Annotated in this window: 25 protein-coding genes, 2 tRNA genes and 1 riboswitch; of the genes, 13 read left to right on the forward strand and 14 right to left on the reverse strand. The window is 71.2% G+C overall.

What is annotated here, in order from left to right:
- Entirely contained in the window at positions 1–432 is a 432-nt protein-coding gene (locus tag AC1ROW_RS03055) for a QcrA and Rieske domain-containing protein (protein WP_493017384.1), read from the forward strand.
- 43 nt (positions 433–475) lie between these two features.
- Here the strand turns inward: AC1ROW_RS03055 and AC1ROW_RS03060 are convergent, their stop codons facing one another.
- The 5 genes from AC1ROW_RS03060 to msrA all read right to left on the reverse strand — a co-directional run bounded on the left by AC1ROW_RS03060 (position 476) and on the right by msrA (position 4,367).
- Entirely contained in the window at positions 476–943 is a 468-nt protein-coding gene (locus tag AC1ROW_RS03060) for an acyl-CoA thioesterase (RefSeq protein ID WP_493017385.1), read from the reverse strand.
- 8 nt (positions 944–951) lie between these two features.
- The gene (gene ettA, locus AC1ROW_RS03065) at positions 952–2,634 is read right to left on the reverse strand and encodes an energy-dependent translational throttle protein EttA (RefSeq protein WP_493017386.1); all 1,683 of its coding nucleotides are present in this window, start codon (positions 2,632–2,634) and stop codon (positions 952–954) included.
- 95 nt (positions 2,635–2,729) lie between these two features.
- Positions 2,730–3,233, reverse strand: a complete 504-nt coding sequence (locus AC1ROW_RS03070) for a DUF6993 domain-containing protein (protein ID WP_493017387.1) — start codon at positions 3,231–3,233, stop codon at positions 2,730–2,732.
- Between the two features lie 10 nt (positions 3,234–3,243).
- The gene (locus AC1ROW_RS03075; RefSeq protein ID WP_493017388.1) at positions 3,244–3,702 is read right to left on the reverse strand and encodes a single-stranded DNA-binding protein; all 459 of its coding nucleotides are present in this window, start codon (positions 3,700–3,702) and stop codon (positions 3,244–3,246) included.
- Positions 3,703–3,839: 137 nt separating this feature from the next.
- Positions 3,840–4,367, reverse strand: coding sequence for a peptide-methionine (S)-S-oxide reductase MsrA (msrA, locus tag AC1ROW_RS03080; RefSeq protein WP_493017389.1), 528 nt, complete (start codon positions 4,365–4,367; stop codon positions 3,840–3,842).
- Positions 4,368–4,542: 175 nt separating this feature from the next.
- On the opposite strand from msrA, the gene AC1ROW_RS03085 reads away from it, so the two are divergent.
- Complete coding sequence (locus AC1ROW_RS03085; protein ID WP_493017390.1) at positions 4,543–5,352, forward strand: hypothetical protein; 810 nt, start codon at positions 4,543–4,545, stop codon at positions 5,350–5,352.
- 85 nt (positions 5,353–5,437) lie between these two features.
- On the opposite strand, the gene nadE is transcribed toward AC1ROW_RS03085, so the two are convergent.
- Positions 5,438–6,280 (reverse strand): NAD(+) synthase, encoded by an 843-nt coding sequence (gene nadE, locus AC1ROW_RS03090; protein WP_493017391.1) that lies wholly within the window; start codon positions 6,278–6,280, stop codon positions 5,438–5,440.
- 76 nt (positions 6,281–6,356) lie between these two features.
- On the opposite strand from nadE, the gene AC1ROW_RS03095 reads away from it, so the two are divergent.
- The gene (locus AC1ROW_RS03095) at positions 6,357–7,574 is read left to right on the forward strand and encodes a cation:proton antiporter (protein ID WP_493017392.1); all 1,218 of its coding nucleotides are present in this window, start codon (positions 6,357–6,359) and stop codon (positions 7,572–7,574) included.
- 41 nt (positions 7,575–7,615) lie between these two features.
- On the opposite strand, the gene AC1ROW_RS03100 is transcribed toward AC1ROW_RS03095, so the two are convergent.
- Complete coding sequence (locus AC1ROW_RS03100) at positions 7,616–8,470, reverse strand: LysR substrate-binding domain-containing protein (protein WP_493017393.1); 855 nt, start codon at positions 8,468–8,470, stop codon at positions 7,616–7,618.
- 180 nt (positions 8,471–8,650) lie between these two features.
- On the opposite strand from AC1ROW_RS03100, the gene AC1ROW_RS03105 reads away from it, so the two are divergent.
- Positions 8,651–9,955 carry an MFS transporter gene (locus AC1ROW_RS03105; protein ID WP_493018347.1) on the forward strand — a complete coding sequence of 435 codons (1,305 nt, stop codon included), beginning with the start codon at positions 8,651–8,653 and terminating at the stop codon, positions 9,953–9,955.
- 31 nt (positions 9,956–9,986) lie between these two features.
- A tRNA-Arg gene (locus AC1ROW_RS03110) sits at positions 9,987–10,059 on the forward strand.
- 89 nt (positions 10,060–10,148) lie between these two features.
- Here the strand turns inward: AC1ROW_RS03110 and AC1ROW_RS03115 are convergent.
- Entirely contained in the window at positions 10,149–10,451 is a 303-nt protein-coding gene (locus tag AC1ROW_RS03115; RefSeq protein ID WP_493017394.1) for a YbbN family protein, read from the reverse strand.
- Positions 10,452–10,547: 96 nt separating this feature from the next.
- Here AC1ROW_RS03115 and AC1ROW_RS03120 point away from each other — a divergent pair, with 96 nt between their 5' ends.
- From AC1ROW_RS03120 to AC1ROW_RS03130, 3 genes are all read left to right on the forward strand, one after another.
- Entirely contained in the window at positions 10,548–11,411 is an 864-nt protein-coding gene (locus AC1ROW_RS03120; RefSeq protein WP_493017395.1) for an SGNH/GDSL hydrolase family protein, read from the forward strand.
- Between the two features lie 10 nt (positions 11,412–11,421).
- The gene (gene orn / locus AC1ROW_RS03125) at positions 11,422–12,045 is read left to right on the forward strand and encodes an oligoribonuclease (RefSeq protein WP_493017396.1); all 624 of its coding nucleotides are present in this window, start codon (positions 11,422–11,424) and stop codon (positions 12,043–12,045) included.
- A gap of 63 nt (positions 12,046–12,108) precedes the next feature.
- Positions 12,109–12,184: transfer RNA gene (locus tag AC1ROW_RS03130), tRNA-His, on the forward strand.
- Positions 12,185–12,224: 40 nt separating this feature from the next.
- Here the strand turns inward: AC1ROW_RS03130 and AC1ROW_RS03135 are convergent.
- On the reverse strand, positions 12,225–12,800 hold the full coding sequence (locus AC1ROW_RS03135; RefSeq protein ID WP_493017397.1) for an ArsR/SmtB family transcription factor: 576 nt from the start codon (positions 12,798–12,800) through the stop codon (positions 12,225–12,227).
- Positions 12,801–12,877: 77 nt separating this feature from the next.
- On the opposite strand from AC1ROW_RS03135, the gene AC1ROW_RS03140 reads away from it, so the two are divergent.
- From AC1ROW_RS03140 to AC1ROW_RS03160, 5 genes are all read left to right on the forward strand, one after another.
- On the forward strand, positions 12,878–14,191 hold the full coding sequence (locus AC1ROW_RS03140) for an MFS transporter (RefSeq protein WP_493017398.1): 1,314 nt from the start codon (positions 12,878–12,880) through the stop codon (positions 14,189–14,191).
- A 391-nt stretch (positions 14,192–14,582) separates the two neighbouring features.
- On the forward strand, positions 14,583–15,395 hold the full coding sequence (locus AC1ROW_RS03145; protein WP_493017399.1) for an aggregation-promoting factor C-terminal-like domain-containing protein: 813 nt from the start codon (positions 14,583–14,585) through the stop codon (positions 15,393–15,395).
- A 58-nt stretch (positions 15,396–15,453) separates the two neighbouring features.
- On the forward strand, positions 15,454–16,533 hold the full coding sequence (locus AC1ROW_RS03150) for a hypothetical protein (RefSeq protein WP_493017400.1): 1,080 nt from the start codon (positions 15,454–15,456) through the stop codon (positions 16,531–16,533).
- A gap of 2 nt (positions 16,534–16,535) precedes the next feature.
- Positions 16,536–16,889: a metallopeptidase family protein gene (locus AC1ROW_RS03155; protein ID WP_493018348.1), complete on the forward strand. Its 354-nt coding sequence runs from the start codon at positions 16,536–16,538 to the stop codon at positions 16,887–16,889.
- A 257-nt stretch (positions 16,890–17,146) separates the two neighbouring features.
- On the forward strand, positions 17,147–19,384 hold the full coding sequence (locus AC1ROW_RS03160) for a DUF7507 domain-containing protein (protein ID WP_493017401.1): 2,238 nt from the start codon (positions 17,147–17,149) through the stop codon (positions 19,382–19,384).
- 66 nt (positions 19,385–19,450) lie between these two features.
- On the opposite strand, the gene AC1ROW_RS03165 is transcribed toward AC1ROW_RS03160, so the two are convergent.
- The 5 genes from AC1ROW_RS03165 to AC1ROW_RS03185 are packed head-to-tail and all read right to left on the reverse strand — an operon-like array spanning position 19,451 to position 23,300.
- The gene (locus AC1ROW_RS03165; RefSeq protein ID WP_493017402.1) at positions 19,451–19,717 is read right to left on the reverse strand and encodes a hypothetical protein; all 267 of its coding nucleotides are present in this window, start codon (positions 19,715–19,717) and stop codon (positions 19,451–19,453) included.
- Positions 19,714–20,364 (reverse strand): nucleoside/nucleotide kinase family protein, encoded by a 651-nt coding sequence (locus AC1ROW_RS03170; protein WP_493017403.1) that lies wholly within the window; start codon positions 20,362–20,364, stop codon positions 19,714–19,716. The genes AC1ROW_RS03165 and AC1ROW_RS03170 overlap by 4 nt, the downstream gene beginning before the upstream one ends.
- Positions 20,348–21,127, reverse strand: a complete 780-nt coding sequence (locus AC1ROW_RS03175; protein ID WP_493017404.1) for an energy-coupling factor transporter transmembrane component T family protein — start codon at positions 21,125–21,127, stop codon at positions 20,348–20,350. The genes AC1ROW_RS03170 and AC1ROW_RS03175 overlap by 17 nt, the downstream gene beginning before the upstream one ends.
- A complete protein-coding gene (locus AC1ROW_RS03180; RefSeq protein ID WP_493017405.1) occupies positions 21,124–22,659 on the reverse strand; it encodes an ABC transporter ATP-binding protein in 1,536 nt (511 codons plus the stop codon). Before AC1ROW_RS03180 ends, AC1ROW_RS03175 begins: the two co-directional genes overlap by 4 nt.
- 20 nt (positions 22,660–22,679) lie before the next feature.
- Positions 22,680–23,300: an ECF transporter S component gene (locus tag AC1ROW_RS03185; protein ID WP_493017406.1), complete on the reverse strand. Its 621-nt coding sequence runs from the start codon at positions 23,298–23,300 to the stop codon at positions 22,680–22,682.
- A 33-nt stretch (positions 23,301–23,333) separates the two neighbouring features.
- A riboswitch (TPP riboswitch) is annotated at positions 23,334–23,444 on the reverse strand.
- Between the last annotated feature and the right edge of the window lie 24 nt (positions 23,445–23,468).

Consider the following 23,468-nt stretch of genomic DNA (forward strand, 5'->3'; position numbering starts at 1 on the left):
ATGACCGAATCCGCGCCGCTGACGCGCCGCACCCTCGTCCAGATCGGCGGCGTGTCCGCAGCAGGCGCGGGGGCGCTGCTGCTGGCGGCCTGCACGTCGCAGGGCTCGGGCCCGTCGGGCGACGGAGCGGGCAACGGGAGCTCGGCCACCGTGGCCCTCTCATCCATCCCGGTGGGCGGGGCCGTCTCCGCACAGCTCGGCTCGACGCCGATCGTCGTCTCGCAGCCGTCCGCCGGCACGGTCGTCGCCTTCAGCGCGGTGTGCACGCACGCAGGCTGCACGGTCGCGCCTCAGGGCAAGCAGTTCGACTGCCCATGCCACGGCTCCGTGTTCGACGGCGCGACCGGGGACGTCGTCAACGGACCGGCGAGCACGCCGCTGCCGAAGCTGAAGGCGAGCGTCTCCGGCGGCAAGGTCACCGTCACGCAGTAGCGCTCCCCCGGCGCCGGCCGAACGCGGTCAGTGACGGTGGCGCTCAGCGTTTGGTGAACTGCACGGGGTCGTCGAGGTAGGGCGTCCAGGCGTCGCGCTCGCGGTCGTTGATCCTGCGCGGGCGCTGGCTCGCGGCGTCGACCAGCACGATGGTGGTCGACGCGCGCGAGAACATCGTGCGGGGCTCGGCCCACTCCGGCGTCCACACCTCGTAGTTGACCTCCAGGCTCGCGCCGCCGAGCCTGCCGAGCCAGAGCTGCACGTCGAGCGGCTGCCGCAGGTACGGGACGGGAGCGAGGTACTCGATCTCCTGACGCGCGATCAGGGTGAGCGTATCGGCGCCGGGCCGACCGTCGAGCACAGCCGTGGAGCCGCCGACGGCGTGCTCGTCGCTCGCCCAGAACGCCTCGATGCGCGCCTCCTCCAGGAGGCGCAGCATCGCGGCGTTGTTCACGTGGCCGTACGCGTCGAGGTCGCTCCAGCGAAGCTTGATCGGGACGTGCAGTCGCATGACGCGGGTCAGTCGCGCGTGAGCTTGCGGTACGCGGAACGGTGCGGCTTCGCGGCGTCCGGGCCGAGGCGCTGGACCTTGTTCTCCTCGTACGCCTCGAAGTTGCCCTCGAACCAGTACCAGTCGGACGGGTTCTCCTCGGTGCCCTCGTAGGCGAGGATGTGCGTCGCGATGCGGTCGAGGAACCACCGGTCGTGGGTGATGACCACAGCGCAGCCGGGGAACTCGAGCAGCGCGTTCTCCAGGCTGGAGAGGGTCTCCACGTCGAGGTCGTTGGTCGGCTCGTCGAGCAGCAGGAGGTTGCCGCCCTGCTTGAGCGTCAGCGCCAGGTTGAGGCGGTTGCGCTCACCGCCGGAGAGCACGCCGGACTTCTTCTGCTGGTCCGGGCCCTTGAACCCGAAGGTGGAGACGTACGCGCGCGACGGGACCTCGGTCTTGCCGACCTGGATGTAGTCGAGCCCGTCGGACACGACCTCCCAGACGTTCTTGTTCGGGTCGATGCCGCCACGGGTCTGGTCGACGTAGGAGATCTGCACGGTCTCGCCGACCTTCAGGTCGCCACCGTCGAGCGGCTCCAGCCCGACGATGGTCTTGAACAGCGTGGTCTTGCCGACGCCGTTCGGGCCGATCACGCCGACGATGCCGTTGCGGGGCAGCGTGAAGGTGAGCCCGTCGATGAGGACGCGGTCGCCGAAGCCCTTCTGCAGATTCTTCGCGTCGATCACGATCTGGCCGAGGCGCGGCCCCGGCGGGATCTGGATCTCCTCGAAGTCCAGCTTCCTGGTGCGCTCCGCCTCGGCCGCCATCTCCTCGTAGCGCGCCAGGCGCGCTTTGGATTTGGCCTGGCGCCCCTTGGCGTTGCTGCGGACCCAGTCGAGCTCGTCGGACAGGCGCTTGGCCAGCTTGGCGTCCTTCTTGCCCTGGATCTCGAGACGCTCGCGCTTCTTCTCGAGGTAGGTCGAGTAGTTGCCCTCATAGGGGTAGAGGTGACCGCGGTCGACCTCGGCGATCCACTCGGCGACGTGGTCGAGGAAGTACCGGTCGTGGGTCACGGCGAGCACGGCGCCGTGGTACTTGGCGAGGTGCTGCTCCAACCAGAGCACGCTCTCGGCGTCGAGGTGGTTGGTGGGCTCGTCCAGGAGCAGGAGGTCGGGCTTCTGCAGCAGCAGCTTGCAGAGCGCGACGCGGCGCTTCTCACCGCCGGAGAGCGTGTTGACCGGCCAATCTCCAGGCGGGCAGCGCAGCGCGTCCATCGCCTGCTCGAGCTGGGAGTCGAGGTCCCAGGCGTCGGCGGCGTCGATCTGCTCCTGCAGCGTGCCCATCTCGGCCAGAAGGGTGTCGAAGTCGGCGTCCGGGTCGGCGAGCAGGCCGGAGATCTCGTTGAACCGGTCGACCTTGTCCTTGATCTCGCCGACGCCCTCCTGGACGTTCTCGAGGACGGTCTTGCTCTCGTCGAGCAGCGGCTCCTGCATGAGGATGCCGACCGTGTAGCCCGGGGACAGCTTCGCCTCGCCATTGGACGGGGTGTCCAGGCCGGCCATGATCTTCAGGATGGTCGACTTACCTGCGCCGTTCGGACCGACGACGCCGATCTTCGCGCCGGGCAGGAACGCCATCGTCACGTCGTCGAGGATCACCTTGTCGCCGACGGCCTTGCGGGCCCTGACCATCGAGTAAATGTATTCGGCCACTCTTTTTCCTGAACTCCCTGTCTTGGACTCGCCGGGCTCGAGGGCCCCTGGGGTCGAAACTCCAGGCTCGAAGCCCTGTACGAGGATACCGGGAACTACCAGTCGATCGGCCGGGTCTGGCCGATCAGGCAGCCACCGGTTGCGAGCACGGGGCTGGTGAGGCTCGTGTACGTGCCGGACCCGGGCCCGTATTGGCCAATCACACAGCTCGCTCCGAATCGGACGGAGAACTGCACCGAGGGCGCTTTGAGCCCGATCGTCGTCGTGTCCGGCGTGAGCTGCATGTCGGACTTCGTGAACCCGGCCGCCACGAGCGCGTCGATGAAGTCGCGCCCCAGCGGTCCCGGCTTGGCTGCGATCGTCGCCCTGTTGACCGCGTCGAAATACGGAAGGTTCTGCTCCGCGGTGCCGCCGGGCACGAGCGCGGCCGCCGCGCTCGCGGTGGGCGTCGGCGTGGCCGACCCCGGGTCCGACGCGGTCGTGTGCGGAGCCGGATCGATCGTCGCCGAGGGAGCCCCCGTGCACGCGCTCAGCAGCAGCACCGCCGCGGCCGCCGCACCCGCGAGCAGGACGGCGGCGGGTCGGGCGGGCGCACTCATGCTGTCCACACTAGGGCCCGGCGCCGAGAGGATGCCTCCGACTTCCAGGCGCATCCTGCCGGCCCGAGGGCGGCTCGGAGCCGCCTGCACGGCCGCCGGCCAGGTCGAGACCGGCCGTGCGCCGTGTGAAAGCGCTGCGCCCCCAGGCCAGATCGTGCCCGATCGCCTCCGCCTCGATCTCCACCGTCACGCCGAGCTGTTCACCCTCCCAATCGCGCACGCACAGCCTCCCGGCCACCACAACCGGATCGCCGCGACCGATGCAGGCGGCGACGCTCTCGGCGAGCTCGTCGAACGCCGTGACCGTGAACCAGTTGGACAGCGCTTCCGGATTCATCGCCCCCGACCGTCGTTCGCGCCTGCGGTCGTTCGTCACGAGCCGGAAGCTCGCGATCGCCCCTCCCGCCTCCGGTTCGACGTGCCGCGGGCTCGTCGCCACCGTGCCCCGCACCGTCACCGTCTCCGTCATGTCCTCCCCCGTTTCCACGACCTCGCCCGAGGCCGTACGTCCACGATGGCCGGCCCGCGCCCGGCGCGGTGGGGACGACGGAGATCAGTGGAGTACGAGCGAAGCGCGCACGGCTGTGGAGGACGATCCGGCGCGCGTCAGGCCGCGGTCACGTACTGCGCGTACGACGCCCGGATCTTGTTCACCTTGGGCAGCGCCACGGCGAGGCAGTAGCCCTGCCCCGGGTTCTTCGCGAAGAAGTCCTGGTGGTACTCCTCGGCGCGATAGAACGCCCCCAGCGGCTCGATCGTCGTCACGATGCCGCCGTCCCAGTACTCGGACGCCCGGTCGCGCGCGGCCTCGAACAGCGCGCGCTGCTCGTCTCCGTCGAAGAACATCGCCGACCGGTACTGCGTGCCGACGTCCGCGCCCTGCCGGTTGAGCTGGCGCGGGTCGTGCAGCGTGAAGAAGACGTCGAGGATCACCTCGGCCGGGACGACCTCCGGGTCGAAGGTCACGGCGACGGCCTCGGCGTGCCCGGTCGTTCCGGTGCACACCTCCTCGTAGCTCGGGTCCACGGCGGTGCCGCCGGTGTAGCCGGACACCACGTCCTGCACTCCGCGGAGCACGCGGTAGACGGCGTCGAGGCACCAGAAGCACCCTCCGGCGAGGACGAAAGTCTGCATCGGTCCACCCTTTCGATCGGTCCGGCCTCCATTCTGCTACGCCAGCGCCGCTGTGCTGATACGGCGCCGCCGCTGTGCCGACGAGGCAGCGGCGCCGGGCGAGCTTCGCAGCGGGATGCGCGACACAGCGCCGCCGCTGCCCGGACAGAACCGTCCGCCCCGTTAGCATCACCGCATGCAGTGGTGGAATGACTTCGTCGATTGGCTCAACTCGTCGGCCGCGCAGCCCGCGGTCTTCAACGCGGCGGTCCTCGCGATCGCCGTGATCGTCTCCGGTCTGCTCGCCGCGTGGATCGCGCGCGGCGCCCTCCGTGGACTCCTCTCCCGCACCGACCGTCAGCAGAAGGCAAGCGCGATCGCCGCGCTCGTCGACGCGGCGACCGAGGCGTCCGTCTGGAACTCGCTGACCCCGGCCGAGCAGGTGCTCTCCGACCGCGCCGTCGGCCAGGCCGACATCCTCGTGCGGCTCCTGCCGATCAAGGGCGCCGGCATCGCCGCCAACTGGGCGGGACACCAGCTCGCCGAGATGAAGCGCGCGTCCGCGACGTTCGGCTACCAGCTCGACCCGGCCATCGCGGAGTTCCGCGACCGGCTGATCGAGTGGCAGAACAAGCCGGGCCGCGCGCGCCGCATCTTCCAGAGCGACCTGGAGCGTTGGCGCTTCGAGAGCGCGGACCCGAGCACCTCGCTGGTGGCCCAGCAGGACGCCTGGGTGGCGCAGCAGCACCACGAGCAGTACACGGCGCCCGCCGCGGCGAATGAGGAGACGGTTCCGGCCGCCACCTACGCTCCCGTCGCGAGCGCTCCGGAGGCGCGGACTCCCGCCGCGCAGCCAGCGCACCCCGAGGCGTCCTTCACCGCCGCCAACTATCCCGCCGCTGCCGGCGCGAACGAGGAGACTCCGCTCCCGGTGTCCGCGTTCGCCGCGTCCGGCGACGAGAACGACACCACCCCGAACCAGCGCTTCGGCCAGCCGGTCGGCTGACCTCGAGCAGCCGAAGCCTCCCCACGAACGAAGGGGCGCCGACCACCAGGTCGGCGCCCCTTCGTCGTGCCGGGAAAGCGGACGCTCAGCGGCTGTAATCGCCGCGCGTCGTCCACCAGTCGTCGAACATGCTCGCCGGAACCCGGCGCTTGTGCTCGGTCGCCAGGTAGCGCGTCTCGATCGCCGACGCGATCTCGTCCGCCACGTCCCGGCCCTCCAGGAAGTCGTCGATGTCGCTGTACTGGATGCCGAGGTTCGCCTCATCGGTCTGGCCCGGGTCGTGGTCGAGGAGGTCGGCGGTCGGCGCCTTCTCGTAGAGCCGCGCCGGGGCCTCCAGGTACTCCAGCATCGCCCGGCCCTGGCGCTTGGTGAGCCCGCTGAGCGGGAGCACGTCCGCTCCGCCGTCGCCGTACTTGGTGAAGAAGCCGGTCACGGCCTCCGCCGCGTGGTCGGTGCCGACGACGAGCAGCCGGCGCTGGCCGGCGATGGCGTACTGCGCGACCATCCGCACGCGTGCCTTCACGTTGCCCTTGTTGAAGTCGGTCATCGCCTCGCCGACGGCCTCGGCGAATTCGGCGACCACCCCGTCCACGCCGCGCTTGATGTTGAACTCGATGGTGCGCTGCGGGCGGATGAACGTCAGCGCGAGCTGCGCGTCGTCCTCGTCGTGCTGCTCGCCGTACGGCAGGCGCACCGCGATGAACTCGGCCTCGACGCCCTCCGCGCCGAGTCGCTCGACCGCGAGCTGGCAGAGCCGGCCGGCGAGGGACGAGTCCTGGCCGCCGCTGATGCCGAGCACGAACCCGGAGGCGCCGGTCGCCCTCAGGTAGCGCACGAGGAAGTCGACCCGCTTGGCGACCTCCTCCACGGGGTCGACGCTCGGCGTCACGTTCAGCTCGTCGATGATCCTGGCCTGGAGTTCACGCATGATGCCACGATACCGGCGGCGGATTTCGTCCGTGTGAACTCCCCGCCCGCCGGGCCGCCGCTCTAGCATCGGCCGCATGAACCCGCTCGTCGGAACGATCGTCCTCGTGCCGCTGCTGGCCGTCGTCGCCGCCCTCGTGGCGTCGGTGGTGGGGCGGGTGGCGAAGATCCCACTCGTCGTGTTCGAGATCGTGCTGGGCATCCTCGCCGGGCCGAGCGTGCTGGGCTGGGTGCCGGCGTCGGATGCGCTGCACGCTGTCGGACAGTTCGGCCTGGCCTTCCTGTTCTTCATGGCAGGCAACGAGATCGACTTCCACGCCATCCGCGGCCGGCCGTTGCGCCGGGCCTCGCTCGGCTGGCTCATCTCGCTCGCCGCCGGCGTGCTGCTCGGAGTCCTGCTCGCACCGAACGCGATCGCGGGCGTCTACGTCGGCGTGGCGCTGTGCTCGACCGCGCTCGGGACGCTGATGCCGATGCTGCGCGACGCCGGCGAGCTGCGCACGCCGTTCGGCCTCGCTGTGACGGCCGTCGGCGCCGTGGGCGAGTTCGGGCCGCTGCTGGCCATCTCGCTGTTTCTGTCCGGCCGCAGGCCGCTCGTCGCGGCGCTGGTGCTGATCGCGTTCGCCGTCGTCGCGGCCAGTGCGGTGTGGTTCGCGGCGCGGGGAGGCCACGAACGCTTCCACGCGCTCGTGCGCGCGACGCTGCACACCAGCGGGCAGTTCGCCGTCCGCGTCGTGGTGCTGGCGATCGCCGCACTGGTCGGGCTGAGCCTCGCACTCGGGCTGGACATGCTGCTCGGCGCGTTCGCGGCGGGGGTGGTGGTCCGCGTCCTGCTCTCGGGAGCGGCCGAGGAGGACGCCGAGCTCATCGAGACGAAGCTGGAGGCCGTCGCCTTCGGCGTCCTCGTGCCGGTCTTCTTCATCGACACCGGGATCACCTTCGACCTGCGCGGCCTCCTCGGCGACCCGCACGCCCTGCTCCTGCTGCCGATCTTCCTGCTGCTCCTGCTCGTGGTGCGCGGCCTCCCCGGCTCGATCGCCGCCCCGCGCGGCTCGACGTTCGCGGACCGGGCGTCGCACACGCTGTTCAGCGCCACCGGGCTGCCGATCATCGTCGCCGTGACGAACATCGGGCTGAAGGACCACGACCTGAGCTCCGGGACGGCCACCGCGCTGGTCGGCGCGGGGATGCTGTCGGTGCTGATCTTCCCAGTCGTGGCGCTGCTGCTGCGGCAGCGCTCGGCGGACGGCGGCGTGCGGCCTCCCGATCGGGACCGCGTCCCCGTCGTCGGCTGAGACCGGCCATCGGCTGAGACCGGCCATCGGCTGAGACCGGCTCAGGGAACGCGGGTGACCGCGCGGGCCAGGATCGCGGTCGTAAGCGCCTCCACAGGCTCGCGCGCCGCCGACGGGTTCGACAGCAGGGTGAAGTCCACGTGGCCGAGCTCCGGGAGCCCGAACCGGTTGGTGACCTTGATCAGGTCGGTGGGGATGAGCGACCGCGGGAACACCGCGACCCCCAGCCCGGCCCGCACTGCGGCCAGGACGCCGTTGACCTCTCGCGTGTTGCAGGTGATCCGCCAGGTGCGGCCGGCGGCCTCCAGCGCCTCGATCGTGATCTGCCGGCTGAGGCTCGGCCCCTGATAGGCGATCAGCGGCACCGGCTGGTCGGGCTCCAGCGCCGTCTTCTCCTGCCCGATCCAGACCAGCTCGTCGGTCGCGACCACCGTGCCGTCCGTGGTGCCGGGGTTCTGCTTGATGAAGATGAGGTCGAGGTGGCCGGCCTTCAGCCTGCGGTGCAGCGGGCCGGACTGGTCGACCGTGAGCTCCAGGTTGACCTGCGGGTTCTGCTGCCGGAAGTGCCGGAGGATGCGCGGGAGGGTCGTGATCGCGAGGTCGTCGGCCGCGCCGAACCGCAGCCGCCCGCGCATCGCCGACCCGCTGAAGTAGCTGTCCGCCTCCGCGTGCGCGGCGAGGATCGTGCGCGCGAACCCGGCCATGGCGTCGCCGTTGTCGGTCAGGCGTACTTCGCGGGTGTCGCGGGAGACGAGCTGGCGCTTGGCGGTCTGCTCCAGCCTCCGGACGTGCTGGCTGACGGTCGGCTGGCTGATGCCGAGCCGCTGCGCCGCGCGTGTGAACGAGCGCGTGTCGACGACCGCGAGGAACGTGCGGAGGAGGACGGGGTCGAACATCGGTGCTCCGTTCGCGGCGATCATTCGGAAAGCCAATGGGAGTTATAGCTTCAATTCGCTCCAAGAATACCGGCGATTACGTACCGTGGGAGGAGAACTCGAACAGACCATACGGAACCAGGAACGCAGGAACGACTCGTGGCGAACTCCAACGCAGCAGCAGCCCCACCCACCGGCCCCATGCCCGTCCTCAGCGCGCGGCCGCCGTGGCGGGAGACCTTCATCTCGCTGCGGGTGACGAACTACCGCCGCTTCGCCGCCGGAAACCTCGTCGCGAACACGGCCGTCTGGATGCAGCGCATCGCCATGGACTGGCTGGTGCTCCAGCTCTCCGGCAGTGTCGCCGCGGTCGGCGTCACCGTGTTCATGCAGTTCACGCCCATGCTGCTGTTCGGCCTGTGGGGCGGCGTCATCGCCGACCGGTACTCCAAGCAGCGGCTGCTGGTCTGCACGCAGTCCGCGGCGGCGGCGCTCGCCGCGCTGCTGGCGACCCTGACGCTCACCCACGCCGTGCAGGTCTGGCATGTCTACGCCATCTCGTTCGTGCTCGGCCTCGTCACGGTCGTGGACAACCCGGCCCGCCAGGTCTTCGTGAACGAGCTCGTCGGCCCCAAGTACCTCCGCAACGCGATCAGCCTGAACTCCTCGATCTTCCAGCTCGGCGGCCTCATCGGCCCGGCGCTCGGCGGCATCCTGATCACCGCGGTCGGCGGAGGCTGGTCGTTCGTGATCAACTCCGCCGCCTGCCTCGCCGTGGTCGGCGCCCTGCTCAGCCTCCGCACGGACGAGTTGCACCACTCCCCCGCCGTGCCGCGCGGCAAAGGCCAGCTCGCCGAGGGGATGCGCTACGTGCGGCGCAAGCCGGTCATCTTCTGGACCGTGGTGATGGTCGCGGTGCTGGCGGTCTTCGCGTTCAACATGCCGGTCTTCCTGGCCGCCTACGCCAACAACGTGTACGACGTGGGCGCCCAGGGCTACGGGATGTTCAACGCCCTCGTCGCCGCCGGCGCGCTCGCCGGGGCGCTGGCCTCCACCCGCCGCACCTCGGTGCGCCTCTCGATGGTGGTCGGCACGGCGGCGGCCCTCGGGATCGTCCAGGCGCTCGCGGGACTGGCGCCCGACGAGATCGCCTTCAGTGTGCTCCTCGTCGGGATCGGCGTGGGCAACCTGCTCTTCATCACCGCGGCGAACTCGCTCGTCCAGATGTCGTCGAACGTCCAGATCCGCGGCCGGGTCATCTCCCTGTACATCCTGGTGCTGCTCGGCGGCCAGGCGATCGGCGGCCCGCTGATGGGCTGGGTGGTGGAGGCCGTGGGGCCGCACATCGCGATGGCGATCTCCGGGCTGGTGCCGACGGCCGCGGCCGTGGTCGTCGCGCTGATGATCGCGCGGAACGCCAGTTTGCGGCTGCGGTTCGGGCTGCGCGGGCGGCGGCCGGTGATCGCGATCGTGAACCGGGCGGGGAAGGCGGGGGCGAGCCTGTAGGGCCGGACGCCTACGGTATCGTGGAGGCCGCGCCCCCGTAGCTCAGCGGATAGAGCAGGAGCCTTCTAATCTCTTGGTCGCAGGTTCGATTCCTGCCGGGGGCACCCACGCGGCACCTCCCCATCCGCCGAGTACGCAGATTATCCGCGGACTCGACCGATTACGGCTGACTTATCGCGTACTCGCGAGGCGGTCAGAGGGCACGGGCGGCGGCGACCAGCACCTGGTTGAGGGTGGGCACGCCCTCCGCGCGGAACACCTCCGCACCGTCCCCGCCGAGCACGATCACCGTCGGCGTCGAGCGGATGCCGTCCGACTCCGCGCGCGCAGGCTCGCGTGCCACATCGCGCTCCGTCACACGCAGCCCCGGGACCAGCCGCACCGCCTCGGCGAGCACCGCGCGGGTCTGCATGCACGGCTCGCAGAACGCCGACGTGTACAGGGTCAGGCCGACCTCCCGGGTGACGGGACGGTCAACGGCTGGTGTCGCATCCACGACGACCAGTGTACGTCCGGCGAATTCCCGGCGACCATCGCGTCTCAGTGCCCGGCGCGTCACCCGCACGCCACCGCCGCGACCGACAATCGAGGCGTGAGCAGGACCACCTACACGCGTTACGTGGCCCTCGGCGACTCGATCACCGAGGGGCTCTGCGATCCCGCGCCCGCACGGCCCGGGGCCTGGCTCGGCTGGGCGGACCGCCTCGCCGGCATCCTCGACGGCGACGCGCGGCTGTCCGGCGGGACAGTGGAGTTCGCCAACCTCGCCGTCCGCGGCAGGCGCATCGCCGACGTCGTCGGCGAGCAGGTGCCCGGCGCGCTCGCGCTGAAACCCGACCTGGTGTCGGTGCTGGTCGGCGCCAACGACCTGATGAGCCCGACCGCCGACCCGGACGCGCTCGCCGAGCGGCTCGCCGACGGCGTGCGGATGCTGCGGGCGCACGGGACCACCGTGCTGCTGGCCAACCTCTTCGACCCGCAGTTCGCGTTCTTCCTCAAGCCGTTCCGCGGGCGCGCCGCCGTCTTCAACGCCAACATCTGGAGCATCGCGCGCGACCACCACGCCGTCGTGCTCGACGTGTGGGGCGTGCGCGAGTTCCGCGACCCGGCCATGTGGGGCGCCGACCGCGTCCACCTCAGCTCGCGCGGCCACCGGCTGCTCGCCGCGCACGCCGCCCACGCGCTCGGCGTCCCCTACGCGGAGACCAACACCGCCGACGGCGCCGAGGCCCCCGCCGGCGTCGTCCAGCCGCCCGTGCTCCCGGAGGACCTCCCGTTGCGCACCTGGCTCCGGGTGCACGCGATCCCCTGGGCCGCCCGGCGGCTGCGCGGGATCTCCTCCGGCGACGGGCTCAGCGCCAAACTCCCGGAGGCGCTCCCGGTGCGCGGCCAGCCCTTGGTCGGCGGCCAGCCGCGGATCGTCGGCCAGCCGCGGATCGTCGGAGGCCCGCACTAGACTTGCGCTCATGGCTGCCTCAAGTGATCGACTGGTCTGGATCGACTGCGAAATGACCGGACTCGACCTGGAGGTCGACGAGCTCGTCGAGATCGCCGTCGTCATCACCGACTTCGAGCTGAACGTCCTCGACCCGGGGCTCAGCATCGTGATCAAGCCGGACGCCTCCGCACTCGCCAACATGAGCGACTTCGTGCGCGAGATGCACACCACCTCCGGCCTCATCGAGGAGATCCCGGACGGCAAGAGCCTCGCCGAAGCCGAGTACGAGGTGCTGGAGTACGTCCTCAAGTACGCGCCGACCGCGCGCACGGCGCCGCTCGCGGGCAACACCATCGGCACCGACCGGATGTTCCTCGCCAAGTACATGCCCCGACTCGACACCCACCTGCACTACCGCAACGTGGACGTCTCCTCGATCAAGGAGCTGGCCCGGCGCTGGTACCCGCGCATCTACTTCAACGCCCCCGAGAAGAACGGCGGCCACCGCGCCCTCGCCGACATCCTCGAATCCATCCGCGAGCTCGACTACTACCGCGCCGCGGCCTTCGTGAGCGAGCCGGGACCCACCACCGAGCAGACCCAGGAGGCGGCCGCGGGCGTGGTGGAAAAATGGGCCGCCCGGATGTATTAGAATCGATGAGTTGCCTCGCGCGGAACGGCCATCGCAGATGATCGGAACCGCACGCGGAACATGGTGGGTATAGCTCAGCTGGTAGAGCGCCTGGTTGTGGTCCAGGAGGTCGCGGGTTCAAGCCCCGTTACTCACCCCAATCCCCGAAGGGCACGCTGTTCCGACAGCGTGCCCTTCGTTCATTCCGCGCTCCGATGCAGCACGACGATGCCGCCGTGCGCGGGCAGGTGGCGGCGCTCGTGGTCCGTCTCCACGTACGAGTCGATGACGGCGACGATGCGGCGGTCCAGCTCCGCGACATCCTCCGGCGACAGGTGCAGCGAGAACCGCGCGAACGTCGCGATCGAGGCCGGTCCGGCCTCGGCGAGCTCCTGCTGAAAGGCCTCCAGCGGCGCCACGGTCCGACCCGGATCACCCGCGTCCACGGCCATCGACAGCCACCAGCTGCGCCCGGTCGAACGGTACGGCTTCTCCAACGCGCCGCTCTCCCCCGACCGCACCGGCGCCGGCTCCAGGAAGCCCGTGCTCACGAGCCGGCGGACGTGGTAGTAGACCGTGCCTGCGTCCTCGCCCAGCCGGTCGGCGAGCTGCTTGTTCGTCAGCTCATGGTCGCCGCACAGGCGCAGGATGCGCACCCGCAGCGGGTGCGACAGCGCCTTCACCTCCGCGACGGTCGCCGGGCGGCGCTTGGCGTCCGGGTCGGCGGACGGACCGGGCACGCGGCGCGCGGCCTCCTCAGGCGTCTGGGCGGACATACCGACGAGGATACCCGTGCGATTGGGTTTCTTGATATCGATTGAGTTTTCCAAATCGACGTGCCAGGGTGGAGGCCGTGGCATCCGAAGACGCGACAGCAGACGCGACAGCAGCGTCCGTGCCGACGCGAGCCGGAGCAGCGCCCCTCGGCGCCCGCTACTGGACGCTCTGGACGTCATCGGCCCTCTCCAATCTCGCCGACGGCGTGATGAAGGTCGCGCTGCCGCTGGTCGCCATCCGCTACACCGACTCTCCCGCCCTCATCGCCGGCCTCGCCTTCGCCTTCACCCTGCCCTGGCTGGTGTTCGCGCTGCTCGCGGGAGCGCTCGCCGACCGGTTCGACCGGCGCCGGCTGATGCTGGTCGCCAACCTCGCGCGTGCGGCGTTCCTCGGCGTCCTCACGATCGCCGCCGTCGCGGGCGCCGGCTCGATCTGGCTGCTCTACGCCGCGGCGATCTGCATCGGCGTGGCCGAGACCCTCTACGACACGTCGTCGCAGTCGATCCTCCCGCAGCTCGTGAGCAAACCCGCGCTGTCTCGGGCGAACGGCCGCCTCTACGCCGCCGAGCTCACCACCAACCAGTTCGTCGGCCCTCCGCTCGGCGGCTTCCTGGTCGCGGCCGGCATCGGACTCGCCTTCGGGACGCCCGTGCTGCTCTGGGTCGCCGCGATCGGAATGCTGCTGCTCGTCCGCGGACGCTTCACCACCGACCATCCCCGCACCACGACCATCCGCGCCGACATCCTGGAAGGGCTGCGCTTCCTGCGCGGGAGCACGCTGCTGCGCACGCTCGCCGTCATGGTGGGCGGCTTCAACTTCGCCAGCAGCGCGGTGTTCACCGTATTCGTGCTGTACGCGGTCGGCCCCGCCTCCGCGATGAAGCTCAACGACCCCGGCTACGGACTCGTGCTCACCGCCTCGGCGCTCGGGAGCGTCCTGGGAACGTTCCTCGCCGAGCCCGCCGAACGGCTGCTCGGGAGGGCGAGAGCGCTCACCCTCACGGTCTTCGGCTCCTTGCTCACGGTGGCCACCCCGGCGTTCACCACGAATCCGTACATCATCGGGGCCGGATTCCTCCTCGGCGGCGTCACCGTCTCGATCTGGAACGTCATCACCGTGTCGCTGCGGCAGCGTGTCACGCCGCAGCGACTGCTCGGCCGGCTGAACTCCGCCTACCGGCTTCTTGCGTGGGGAACCATGCCGCTCGGCGCCGCCGCAGCGGGCGTGATCGCCCAGTTCTTCGGCATCCCCGCGGTGTTCCTGAGCATGGGCGCCGTCTCGCTGGCGATGCTGGCCGGGATGATCTGGGTCACCGACGCGCGCACGGCGGCCGCCGAAGCCGAAGCCGAGGAGGCCGACCAGCGCGACCGCGCCGCGTTCGGCCGCTGACGCCCGGGACGGCACACACCCGGTGTCCAGCTTCGGCCTCCGGAACGCCCCGGAAACGCCGCGACGAGCACCCGCGCACACGACTTTGCCAGGGTTTGTGCCCGAGTCGTCCAGAGTCGGCGTCTAGCGTGGTCGACCGACGGCAGTGAACGCCGTCCGTGCTGCGCCGTGCGTCCCACCCCCGAACCCCCGGACGTGACCCCCGAAACCTGGTGCGGCACACCCGCGTCGAACGCCGCGCCTCGGGACTCCGGTCCAGTGGCGCTTCCGTGCGTCCCGGCGCGGTTGCCAGCCCGTCCGAGCGCTCTCCCCCGGGAGCGCTCTCAGCCGCGGGCGCCTCCCGGACCGGGATGCCGCGCGGCCTGGCGGGGAAGCCCGACCCAGGAAACCAATGCTCAGCACTCTCAACCACGTCGTCCGCTCATCCAACGTCTCCTTCGGCCGCGTCCTCACCGGCGCCGCCGCGATCATCATGTCGGCCAGCATCGTCGCCCCGATGGTCGCGCAGCAGCACGCGCAGCAGCAGGCGAGCGAGCGCGCCACCCGCGAACTGTCCCAGTCCACCGGCATCCACCACGACCAGCTCCGCACGTACGACAAGCTCTGGCGCGACCGCCTCGAAGGCATCGCCCAGCAGACCCTGACCAAGGCGGAGTCGACCGTGCAGGCCAACGCCGCCAAGGTGGACACGACCGCAGCGAAGACCGCGATCGCCGGCCTCGACGGCTACAAGAAGCTCGACGACTCGAAGCTCCGCGCGCAGATCGACACCACCGACGCTGCCACCGCCGCGGTCGCCGCCGCCGGCGTCGTGGCCGACCAGAAGGCCGCGGCAGCCGCCGCAGCCGCCGAAGCAGCCGCAGCAGCAGCAGCCGCCGCGCAGGCGAACGCCAACACCCCCGACGGCGCCCGCGCCGCCGCGCAGTCGATCATGGCCAGCAGCTACGGCTGGGGCTCCGGCCAGTTCCAGTGCCTCGACAACCTCTGGACCAAGGAGTCCAACTGGAACTACCGGGCCTCCAACAGCAGCAGCGGCGCCGCAGGCATCCCGCAGGCGCTGCCCGGCAGCAAGATGGCCGCGTTCGGCACCGACTGGGCGACCAACGCGACCACCCAGATCAAGTGGGGCCTGTCCTACATCAAGGGCTCGTACGGCACCCCGTGCAGCGCGTGGAGCCACTCCGAGGCCATGAACTGGTACTGAGCCGGTTCGACACCTCCACTCCAGAGGGGACGGCGGCCGCGCCGGTAGACTCGCCCAGGTGAGCACCGGCCAGGCCCCCGTCCCCTCGTCCGTTCCTACGATCCGCGGTGCGCACCTCGTCGGCAGTGTCAACCTGCCCGACGCCCAGGCCGTGTTCCGCACGGTGAGCGAGCACCTCGGCGACCGTCTGCGCCGCATCCCCGATGGCGAGGTGGGCGAGCGCTTCTACTGGATCCAGTTCCAGACCACGCGCTTCGACACGATGACGGGACTCTCCCGCATCCCGGTCGAGCCGCACTACCTGCGCGGGATCTTCGACGGGCGCCCGTTCCGGCTGGGCGACGGTGCCGCGGCCGGCGAGCTGACCTTTCCGGACCTCGGCTACGCGGAGGCCGCACTGGCCTCCTATGCGGAGTTCGCCCGACTACGGGAGTCCGGCGCGATCGCGCCCGGCACGCGCTTCCAGGTGTCGCTGCCGACGCCGGCCGCGGTGATCGGCGCGTTCGTGGTGCCCGAAGACCGCAACGTGCTCGAGCCCGCCTACGAACGCGCGCTCCTCGGCGAACTGGCGCGCATCCTCGACGGCATCCCGCACACCGACCTCGCCATCCAGTGGGACACCGCCGTCGAGTTCGCCCTGCTGGAGGGGCGGATCGAGCCCTGGTTCGCCGAACCGGGAACACCCGGGGTGCTCGCCGGCGTGGTGGAGCGCTCCCTCCGCCAGGCCGCGGCGGTGCCCGACGATGTGGAGGTCGGCTACCACCTCTGCTACGGCGACGTCGAGGAGCAGCACTTCGTTCAGCCCGCGGACGCCGGCAACCTGGCGGCGGTCATCGCCGGCATCCTGGCGGGCGCCGAGCGGCCGATCACGTTCTTCCATCTCCCGGTGCCGATCGAGCGCGACGACCCGGAGTACTTCGCTCCCCTCACCGCGCTCGAGCTGCCGGAGGACACCGAGCTCCACCTGGGCCTGCTGCATCACGAGGACGGTGTGGAGGGCGCACGCCGCCGTGCCGACGCGGCGGCCACCGCGCGGCCGCGGTTCGGTGTGGCGACCGAGTGCGGCTTCGGCCGCGGGCCCTCCGAGCGGACGACCGGCCTCCTCGACCTGCACGCCGCCGTCGCGGAGCCCTGGTGACGATGCCGCTGCACCTGGACCCCGACGCGTTCGAGCGCCTCGTCACCGACGAGCTCGACGAGCTCCCCGACGAGATGGTCGACGGGCTGGACAACGTGGTGTTCGTCGTCGAGGACCGTCCGGAGGACGGCTCCCTCGACCTGCTCGGCCTCTACGACGGCGTCGCCCTGACCGAGCGGGACGCCTACGGGTTCGGCGAGATGCCGGACCGCATCATCCTCTACCGCGAGCCGTTGCTGGCGATCTGCGCGAACGAGGACGAGCTCCGCGACGAGATCCATGTGACGCTCGTGCACGAGATCGCCCACTATTACGGCATCGACGACGACCGGCTTCACGAGCTCGGCTGGGCCTGAAGTCCCCTACCGGAACGCATGCATTTCGCGCGGTGCGTGTTCCGCTCATCGCGCCACGACAGGCTAAGCCTCGGGTGATTCCTGGCGGCGCCTGTCCGCCGTCGCCTGGTCGGCGGCGCCCGTGGGCCGCGGAATCTCCCTGCTTCTGGCGATATCACATACCCGCATCGCGGAATGCCGCCCTCTCCTCGTTGCTATAAACCCGTCACGCGACTCGCTTCCTGCGACCGCGCACGCAACGAACCGAAAGGGTGCCAATGCCCACCTCCGCGAACGTCGCGAAACGCGCGGTACGCCCCGGATTGATACTCGCGACGCTGGCGGGAGTCCTGCTGTCGCTCGCCGCGACGTCCGGCCCCGCAGGACCGGCCACGGCAGCGGGCACCCTCGACTGCACCGGCACGTCCCTCTATGGCATCGTGCCGGGCAATCCCGCGAACGCGGAGGCCGCGGACCTGCTGAGCATCGACGGCTCGTCCGTCGGAGGCGCGCAGCTCAGCGGCAGCGTCGAGTCGACCAGCACCATCACCGGCACGTTCCCGAACGGGCTCGGCATCGCCGACGGCGGGAACGCGGCCTTCATGGCCTCCGACAACGGCACGGTCGTCCAGGGCTACGACGCCACGGCCGGAGCCTGGACCTCGTACCCGGGCAAGCCGGCGCCCGGCGCCGTTGTGACTGCCGGCGCCGTCGACCCCACCTCGGGGATCTACTACTTCGGCGATGTCGGCACGGACGGCGTCACCGGCCAGCTCTGGGGCTTCGACACGACGAGGGACCAGATGGTCAGCTCGTCACCGCTCGTCACCTTCCCGGCGGTCGCGGGCCAGAACAATGGCGACATCGCGTTCGACGGCAGCGGCAACCTGTACCTGGTCACCTCATCGGCCACGGCCGGCACACTCGAAGCGCTCAGCGGCCCGCTCCCCCGGACCGCCGCGCAGGCCGCGACGCTCTTCCCGTCGCTCCTGAGCATCTTCACCGTTCCGGGCGGGGCGGCCGTCAACGGCATCGCGTTCGACGCGACAGGCACGCTCTACCTGAGCCAGTCCGGCACGAGCGGCATCTTCTCGATCGACCCGGGCACCGGAACGGCCGACGGGAACCTGACCCCACTTCCGGCCTCGCTCACTGGGTCCGCGGGCACCGGGCTCGTCGACCTCGCGAGCTGCGCCTTCCCGCCCGCCCTCAGCGCGCAGAAGAATGTCGTCGCGCGGGTCAACCCCACAGACCAGTTCGCGCTGCACGTCACTGGACCCACCGTGAGCCTCCCGGCCGCAGCAGTGACCTCGGGAACTGCGACCGGACTTCAGCAGGAGGCGGACGGCCGCGTCCTCCAGGCCGGCCCGGCCCTCGCCCGGTACGGCGACAGGTACACGGCCAGCGAGACCCCGATGGGCACGACGAACCTCGCACTGTACGTCTCGACGTACAACTGCGTGGACTCGGTGAACCCGGGCAACCCGCAGTTCCCGATCACGGGCAGCGGGACGACGGTCTCCTTCCCGCTTGCGACCTACGCGGGTGAGTCGCCGTCGGTGGTCTGCACGTTCACGAACGCGCCTCGCGCGGCGACACTGACACTGACGAAGACCGCGAGCCCCGCGACGATCGCGAACGCGGGCGACACGGTCCAGTACACGTACACCGTGACCAACACCGGCAACACGACCCTGACCGGGATCGGCGTGACCGAGACGGCCTTCAGCGGGACGGGAACCGCTCCGGCGCCGGACTGCCCGACGACCACCCTCGCTCCGGGCGCCAGCGTGCAGTGCACCGCGGCATACGACTCGACCGCGGCCGACATCGACGCGGGCACCATCTCGAACACCGCTGTCGCGTCCGGCCAGGATGCCGTGATCGGCGCAGTGACGAGCCCGGCCGCGACGGCCGACGTCACCGCCACCCAGTTGCCGGCCCTGAGCCTGGAGAAGACGGCCGACCCGACCACCATCACCGGTGCCGGCCAGCCGATCGCCTACTCCTTCGCGGTGACGAACACCGGCAACGTGACCCTGACGGCCGTCGAGATCACGGAGCTGAGCTTCTCCGGCAGCGGAGGGCCGCTGACGGTGACCTGCCCGGCTGACACCACCCTGGCGCCCGGAGCGTCGCTGACCTGCACGGCCGACTACCAGTCGACCGACGCCGACTATGCCGCGGGCAGCATCGCCAACATTGCGACTTCAGACGCGACCGATCCGAAGGGCGCCGCCGTACACTCGGCGGAGTCCACGGCGGTAGTCGACGCGATCCGCGTGCCCGTCCAGAATCCGCCAGCGGCCGACCCTCCGGCGGCCAACCCTCCGGCGCCCAACCCTCCGGCGGCGAACCCTCCGGCGGCCAACCCGCACGCGCCGAACCCGCCGCTGGCCGACACCGGGAGCCAGGTCATGGCCTGGCTCGCGCCCCTGGCCGCGCTCCTCGCGCTCGTCGGCGCCGGGCTCTCGGTGATGCTCACACGGCGCAGGACGGCTCGCACCGAGAGCTGACCGGCTGAACGGTCGACACGCGGATGCCCCGGGCGCCATCGGCTCCCGGGGCATCGTGTCGAGTCGCTAGAGCGACTCCTCGTCCTTCTCGGCCTCCACCGGGTCGCTGTCCGGGGCGTCGAAGTGGTACGACACGTGCAGCTCGCCGTTGACCGTGCGCTCCTCGCCCGCGACGTACCAGAACAGCGACTCGAGGCCTTCGACCGCCGCCACCGCCCCGATCCGCTCGTCCACCTTTCCGTCCACCAGGTAGCGCCGTTCGGCGGTCCCGACGAGGGGGCCGTCGGCGTATTCGACGATGTACTCAGGATCCGAATGGGGTGTCTCGCTCATGGCACCACCGTAGACCCCGACGTCCGCCGGGGTGCAGAGCCGATCGGCCAGTCGGTGACGTCCAGCACGACGTCGGCGCGCGTCCGCGGGTCCTCGCGGGCCAGGTACTCCTCGAACTCCGACTGCCACTGGTCCCAGTGAGACGCGAACGTGGCGCCGTCGCGGTCCAACGCGCGCGCCTTGCGGAGGGCGTCGTCCGCGTCCAGCCAGATCGCGAGGTGTGCCCAGCGGACGTTGTCCGCGGCGAGCGTGCCGCAGCCTTCCACGATGACGGGCGCCCGACCCGCGACGTCGTGCCACTCGGCGGCGCGTTCGCCCGCCCAGTCCCAGCGCCGCCAGCGTCCGCGGCCGGTGACCGCGAGCGGTTCGAGGAGGTCTCCGGACAACGCGCCGCTGGCCGCCAGGAGGCCGTCCCAGCCCGGGTAGAGATCGTCCATCCGGACCAGGCGCGGCGCGTCGGGTCCGGGCCAGTGCCGCACGAGCAGGTCGGCCAGGGAGCTCTTGCCCGCCCCGCTCGGACCGTCGATCAGCACGACGGGCGCCGCCTCGCCCGCGGTCGCGTCCATCGCGTCTGCGACCGCGCCGAGCAGCTCGCACAGCTCGGGCAGCTCGCACAGCTCGGACAGCTCCTCAGGATCCCAGGACATTCCAGCTCCCCACTGCGATCGCCACCGCCGCCGCAGCCCCCGCCACCAGGAGCGCGACCACCAGCGTCACCCAGTCTCGCCCGCGGAACACCGACGGCCGTGCCCACGTGCGGGCGACCGGCGCCCCGAAGCCGCGCGCCTCCATCGCCGTCGCGAGCTTGGACCCGCGGCGGATGGAGAGCACGAACAGCGAGAAGGACTGCCCGAGGAAGCGCCGCAGCGCTCCGGACTCGGCCACTCCGCGGGCCCTCCTCGCGAGCGTGAGGGCGCGCCAGTCGTCCACGAAAAGGCCCACCAGCCGGAGGCCGGCGAGACCGCCAAGTACGAAGCGGGCGGGCAGCCTCAGGAGCTGGGCCAGTCCGTCGGCGAGGTCGGTGGGGTCGATGGTCACGAACAGCAGTACGGCGGGCAGCCCGATCGCGAGCACCCGCAGGAAGGTCGCGAGTCCGAGCTGGAGGGAGCCGTCGCTGACTTCGACCGCCCACCAGTGCAGGTACACGGTCCCGGACGTGCGGCCGTACAGCACGGTCGTCAGCCCCGCGAGCGGCGCGGCGATCAGGATCGGCGACGTGCGGGCGACCAGCACGCGCGCCGGGATGCCCGCGAAGCAGAGCAGGATGAGCTCCAGCCCCAGGGCCACACCGGCCGACACCGGGTCGATGGAGACCAGCAGGACGGCGGTGACGATCAGCGCGGCGCCGAGCTTGGACACCGGGTTGAGGGTGGCGAGCGGTCCGCTGCGGACGGGTTCGGCGATGGTCACGCGACCGCCTCCCGCCGGGCGCCGAGCCGCAGTTCAGTGGCGCCGACCGCCGCGGCGAACTCGGCGTCATGGGTGGCGGCGACGACGGCGTGGCCCGCGTCGCGCAGACCGGCGATCAGCTCCACGAGCCGCCGCCAGGTGTTCGCGTCCTGGCCGTAGGTCGGCTCGTCCAGGACGAGGAGGCGCGGGCGCGTGGCCAGCGCGGTCGCGACCGAGAGGCGACGCTTCTGGCCACCGGAGAGCGTGAAAGGATTCGCGTCCGCGAGCGTGGTGAGGCCGAGCGCGTCCAGAAGCTCCTCGGTGCGTGCGGCGGGCTCCTCCGGCGGGAGCCCGAGCGCGCGGGGCCCTGCGGCGAGCTCGTCGCGCACGGTGGAGGCGATGAACTGGTGCTCGGGGTTCTGGAAGACGGTCCCGATGCGGGTCAGCAGCTCGCGCGAGCGCCAGGCCGCGGGATCGCCGGACGCGCCAGCCGCGAGCGCCGGTGCGGCGGCGAGGGTTCCGCCCAGAGCCGGCATCAGGCCGCCCAGCGTGAGCGCGAGCGTCGACTTGCCGACCCCGCTCGTCCCGGTGAGCGCCAGGGCGGAGCCTTCGGCTATCGCCACGTCCGCCCGGAACGGGAGCGCGTGCGCGAGCAGGTCGCCGCCGCGCTCGGCGCGCTTGCGCGCACGACGGCCGGCGAACAGCGGGGGCCGACCCACGGCGAGGGTCCGGGCCTCGAGCAGCGGCGCGCCCGGCGCGACCGGGCGCGCGGCGGGCACCGGCTCGTCGGGCAGCCAGACGCCGGCCTCCCGCAACCGGCCCGCCGTGTCGGCGAGGACCGTCTCCGGCGCCCCGTCGGCGAGGACGCCGCCCGCGGCGTCGAGGACGACGACCCGGTCGACCAGCTCCCGCCAGACGGCCACCCGGTGCTCCACGACGATCAGCGTCGCGCCGGTCCTCCCGAGCACGGCGGAAACGGCGTCCCTGACCTCGCGTGCGGCGTCCGGGTCGAGATTCGCGGTCGGCTCGTCCAGCAGCAGCAGCCCCGGTCGCATCGCGAGCAGGCCCGCCAGTGCGAGCCGCTGCTTCTGACCGCCGGAGAGCTGCGCGGTCGAGCGGTCGAGCGGGAGGTCGAGCCCGACCGCCTCCAGCGACCAGCGCACGCGCGCCCACAGCTCGTCGCGCGGCACACCGAGGTTCTCGCACGCGAAGGCCACGTCGTCGCCCACGCGGGCGAGGATCACCTGCGCGTCCGGGTCCTGCAGCAGCAGCCCGGAGGAGCCGCGCGCCTCCGCGGGAGGCCGGCCGCCGACGCGGACATCGCCCTCCGCCTCGCCGTCGTCGTCACCGCCCAGCACGCCGGCGAGCCCGGCGAGCAGGGTGGACTTGCCGGCGCCGGACGCGCCGAGCAGCAGCACCCGCTCCCCCGGCTCGATCGACAGGCTCAGCCCGCGGACCGCCCAGGCCTTGCGACCGGCGTGCCGCCAGCCCCAGTCACCGACGCTGACGGCGACCGGGGCCGGCGCAGAACCGGCCGGACTCAGCTCCGGCATGACAGCCTCCCGGCCGCCGCCTAGACCCGCCCCGTGACCTCGCGGCCCGCGGCGAACCGGTTGAGCGCCCCGGTTCGGGCGATCGCCTTGACCAGCAGCCACGAACCGAGGCCCGCGACGACGACGCCGGAGACGGTCGTCGTGATCGTGTAGACGATCGCGAACTGCGGCGTGGAGCCGGGATACGAGTAGATCAGGTCGAGGATGGACTCGGCGATACCGGTGCCCGCGCCCGCGATCAGGGCGGTCACCAGGTTCCAGCGGGCGTAGAGGAAGATCGCGAAGACGATCTCCGCGCCGAGGCCCTGCACCACGCCGGACAGCAGCGTGGCGAAGCCCCACTGCGTGCCGATCAGCATGGAGACGACGGCCGCGACGATCTCGCCGTAGAGGGCGGCGCCGGGCTTGCGGACGATCAGCGCGACCAGCACGCCGGCGAACAGCCACGGGCCGTTCAGGATGCCCTGGAAGCCCGGGAGCACGGCGGTGACCGGCCCGGAAATCGGGTTGTAGGCCTGACCCCAGACCCAGAAGACGACGCCGGCTGCGACGGCGACGACGCTGGCGACGACGATGTCGACGACCCGCCAGCGGAGGACGCGCTTGGACGGCGCGGAGACGGACGAAATGGTTGCGTGCACTGTTCGTGCCCTTTCTGTTCAGAAATGAGGGCACGGGATGTGAGATGGCCTCCCTGCGCTGGCATGACCCAGATCAGGTTCGACGGTCGAAACTTGGAGAAGCTTCCTCTCAGCCCGGCTCACCGGACTCCCGTGTTCAGGAGTTCAGTGTAGACCGCCGGGAGGCCG

Source organism: Leifsonia sp. GW821-FHT13C09, assembly GCF_058806435.1.

What these genes read in the sequence shown, in the direction of transcription:
- AC1ROW_RS03055 (WP_493017384.1), top strand. Translation starts at nt 1, where the DNA reads ATGACCGAATCCGCGCCGCTGACGCGCCGCACCCTCGTCCAGATCGGC.
- AC1ROW_RS03060 (WP_493017385.1), bottom strand. Translation starts at nt 943, where the DNA reads ATGCGACTGCACGTCCCGATCAAGCTTCGCTGGAGCGACCTCGACGCG.
- AC1ROW_RS03070 (WP_493017387.1), bottom strand. Translation starts at nt 3,233, where the DNA reads ATGAGTGCGCCCGCCCGACCCGCCGCCGTCCTGCTCGCGGGTGCGGCG.
- AC1ROW_RS03075 (WP_493017388.1), bottom strand. Translation starts at nt 3,702, where the DNA reads ATGACGGAGACGGTGACGGTGCGGGGCACGGTGGCGACGAGCCCGCGG.
- msrA (WP_493017389.1), bottom strand. Translation starts at nt 4,367, where the DNA reads ATGCAGACTTTCGTCCTCGCCGGAGGGTGCTTCTGGTGCCTCGACGCC.
- AC1ROW_RS03085 (WP_493017390.1), top strand. Translation starts at nt 4,543, where the DNA reads ATGCAGTGGTGGAATGACTTCGTCGATTGGCTCAACTCGTCGGCCGCG.
- nadE (WP_493017391.1), bottom strand. Translation starts at nt 6,280, where the DNA reads ATGCGTGAACTCCAGGCCAGGATCATCGACGAGCTGAACGTGACGCCG.
- AC1ROW_RS03095 (WP_493017392.1), top strand. Translation starts at nt 6,357, where the DNA reads ATGAACCCGCTCGTCGGAACGATCGTCCTCGTGCCGCTGCTGGCCGTC.
- AC1ROW_RS03100 (WP_493017393.1), bottom strand. Translation starts at nt 8,470, where the DNA reads ATGTTCGACCCCGTCCTCCTCCGCACGTTCCTCGCGGTCGTCGACACG.
- AC1ROW_RS03105 (WP_493018347.1), top strand. Translation starts at nt 8,651, where the DNA reads ATGCCCGTCCTCAGCGCGCGGCCGCCGTGGCGGGAGACCTTCATCTCG.
- orn (WP_493017396.1), top strand. Translation starts at nt 11,422, where the DNA reads ATGGCTGCCTCAAGTGATCGACTGGTCTGGATCGACTGCGAAATGACC.
- AC1ROW_RS03135 (WP_493017397.1), bottom strand. Translation starts at nt 12,800, where the DNA reads ATGTCCGCCCAGACGCCTGAGGAGGCCGCGCGCCGCGTGCCCGGTCCG.
- AC1ROW_RS03145 (WP_493017399.1), top strand. Translation starts at nt 14,583, where the DNA reads ATGCTCAGCACTCTCAACCACGTCGTCCGCTCATCCAACGTCTCCTTC.
- AC1ROW_RS03155 (WP_493018348.1), top strand. Translation starts at nt 16,536, where the DNA reads ATGCCGCTGCACCTGGACCCCGACGCGTTCGAGCGCCTCGTCACCGAC.
- AC1ROW_RS03160 (WP_493017401.1), top strand. Translation starts at nt 17,147, where the DNA reads ATGCCCACCTCCGCGAACGTCGCGAAACGCGCGGTACGCCCCGGATTG.
- AC1ROW_RS03165 (WP_493017402.1), bottom strand. Translation starts at nt 19,717, where the DNA reads ATGAGCGAGACACCCCATTCGGATCCTGAGTACATCGTCGAATACGCC.
- AC1ROW_RS03170 (WP_493017403.1), bottom strand. Translation starts at nt 20,364, where the DNA reads ATGTCCTGGGATCCTGAGGAGCTGTCCGAGCTGTGCGAGCTGCCCGAG.
- AC1ROW_RS03180 (WP_493017405.1), bottom strand. Translation starts at nt 22,659, where the DNA reads ATGCCGGAGCTGAGTCCGGCCGGTTCTGCGCCGGCCCCGGTCGCCGTC.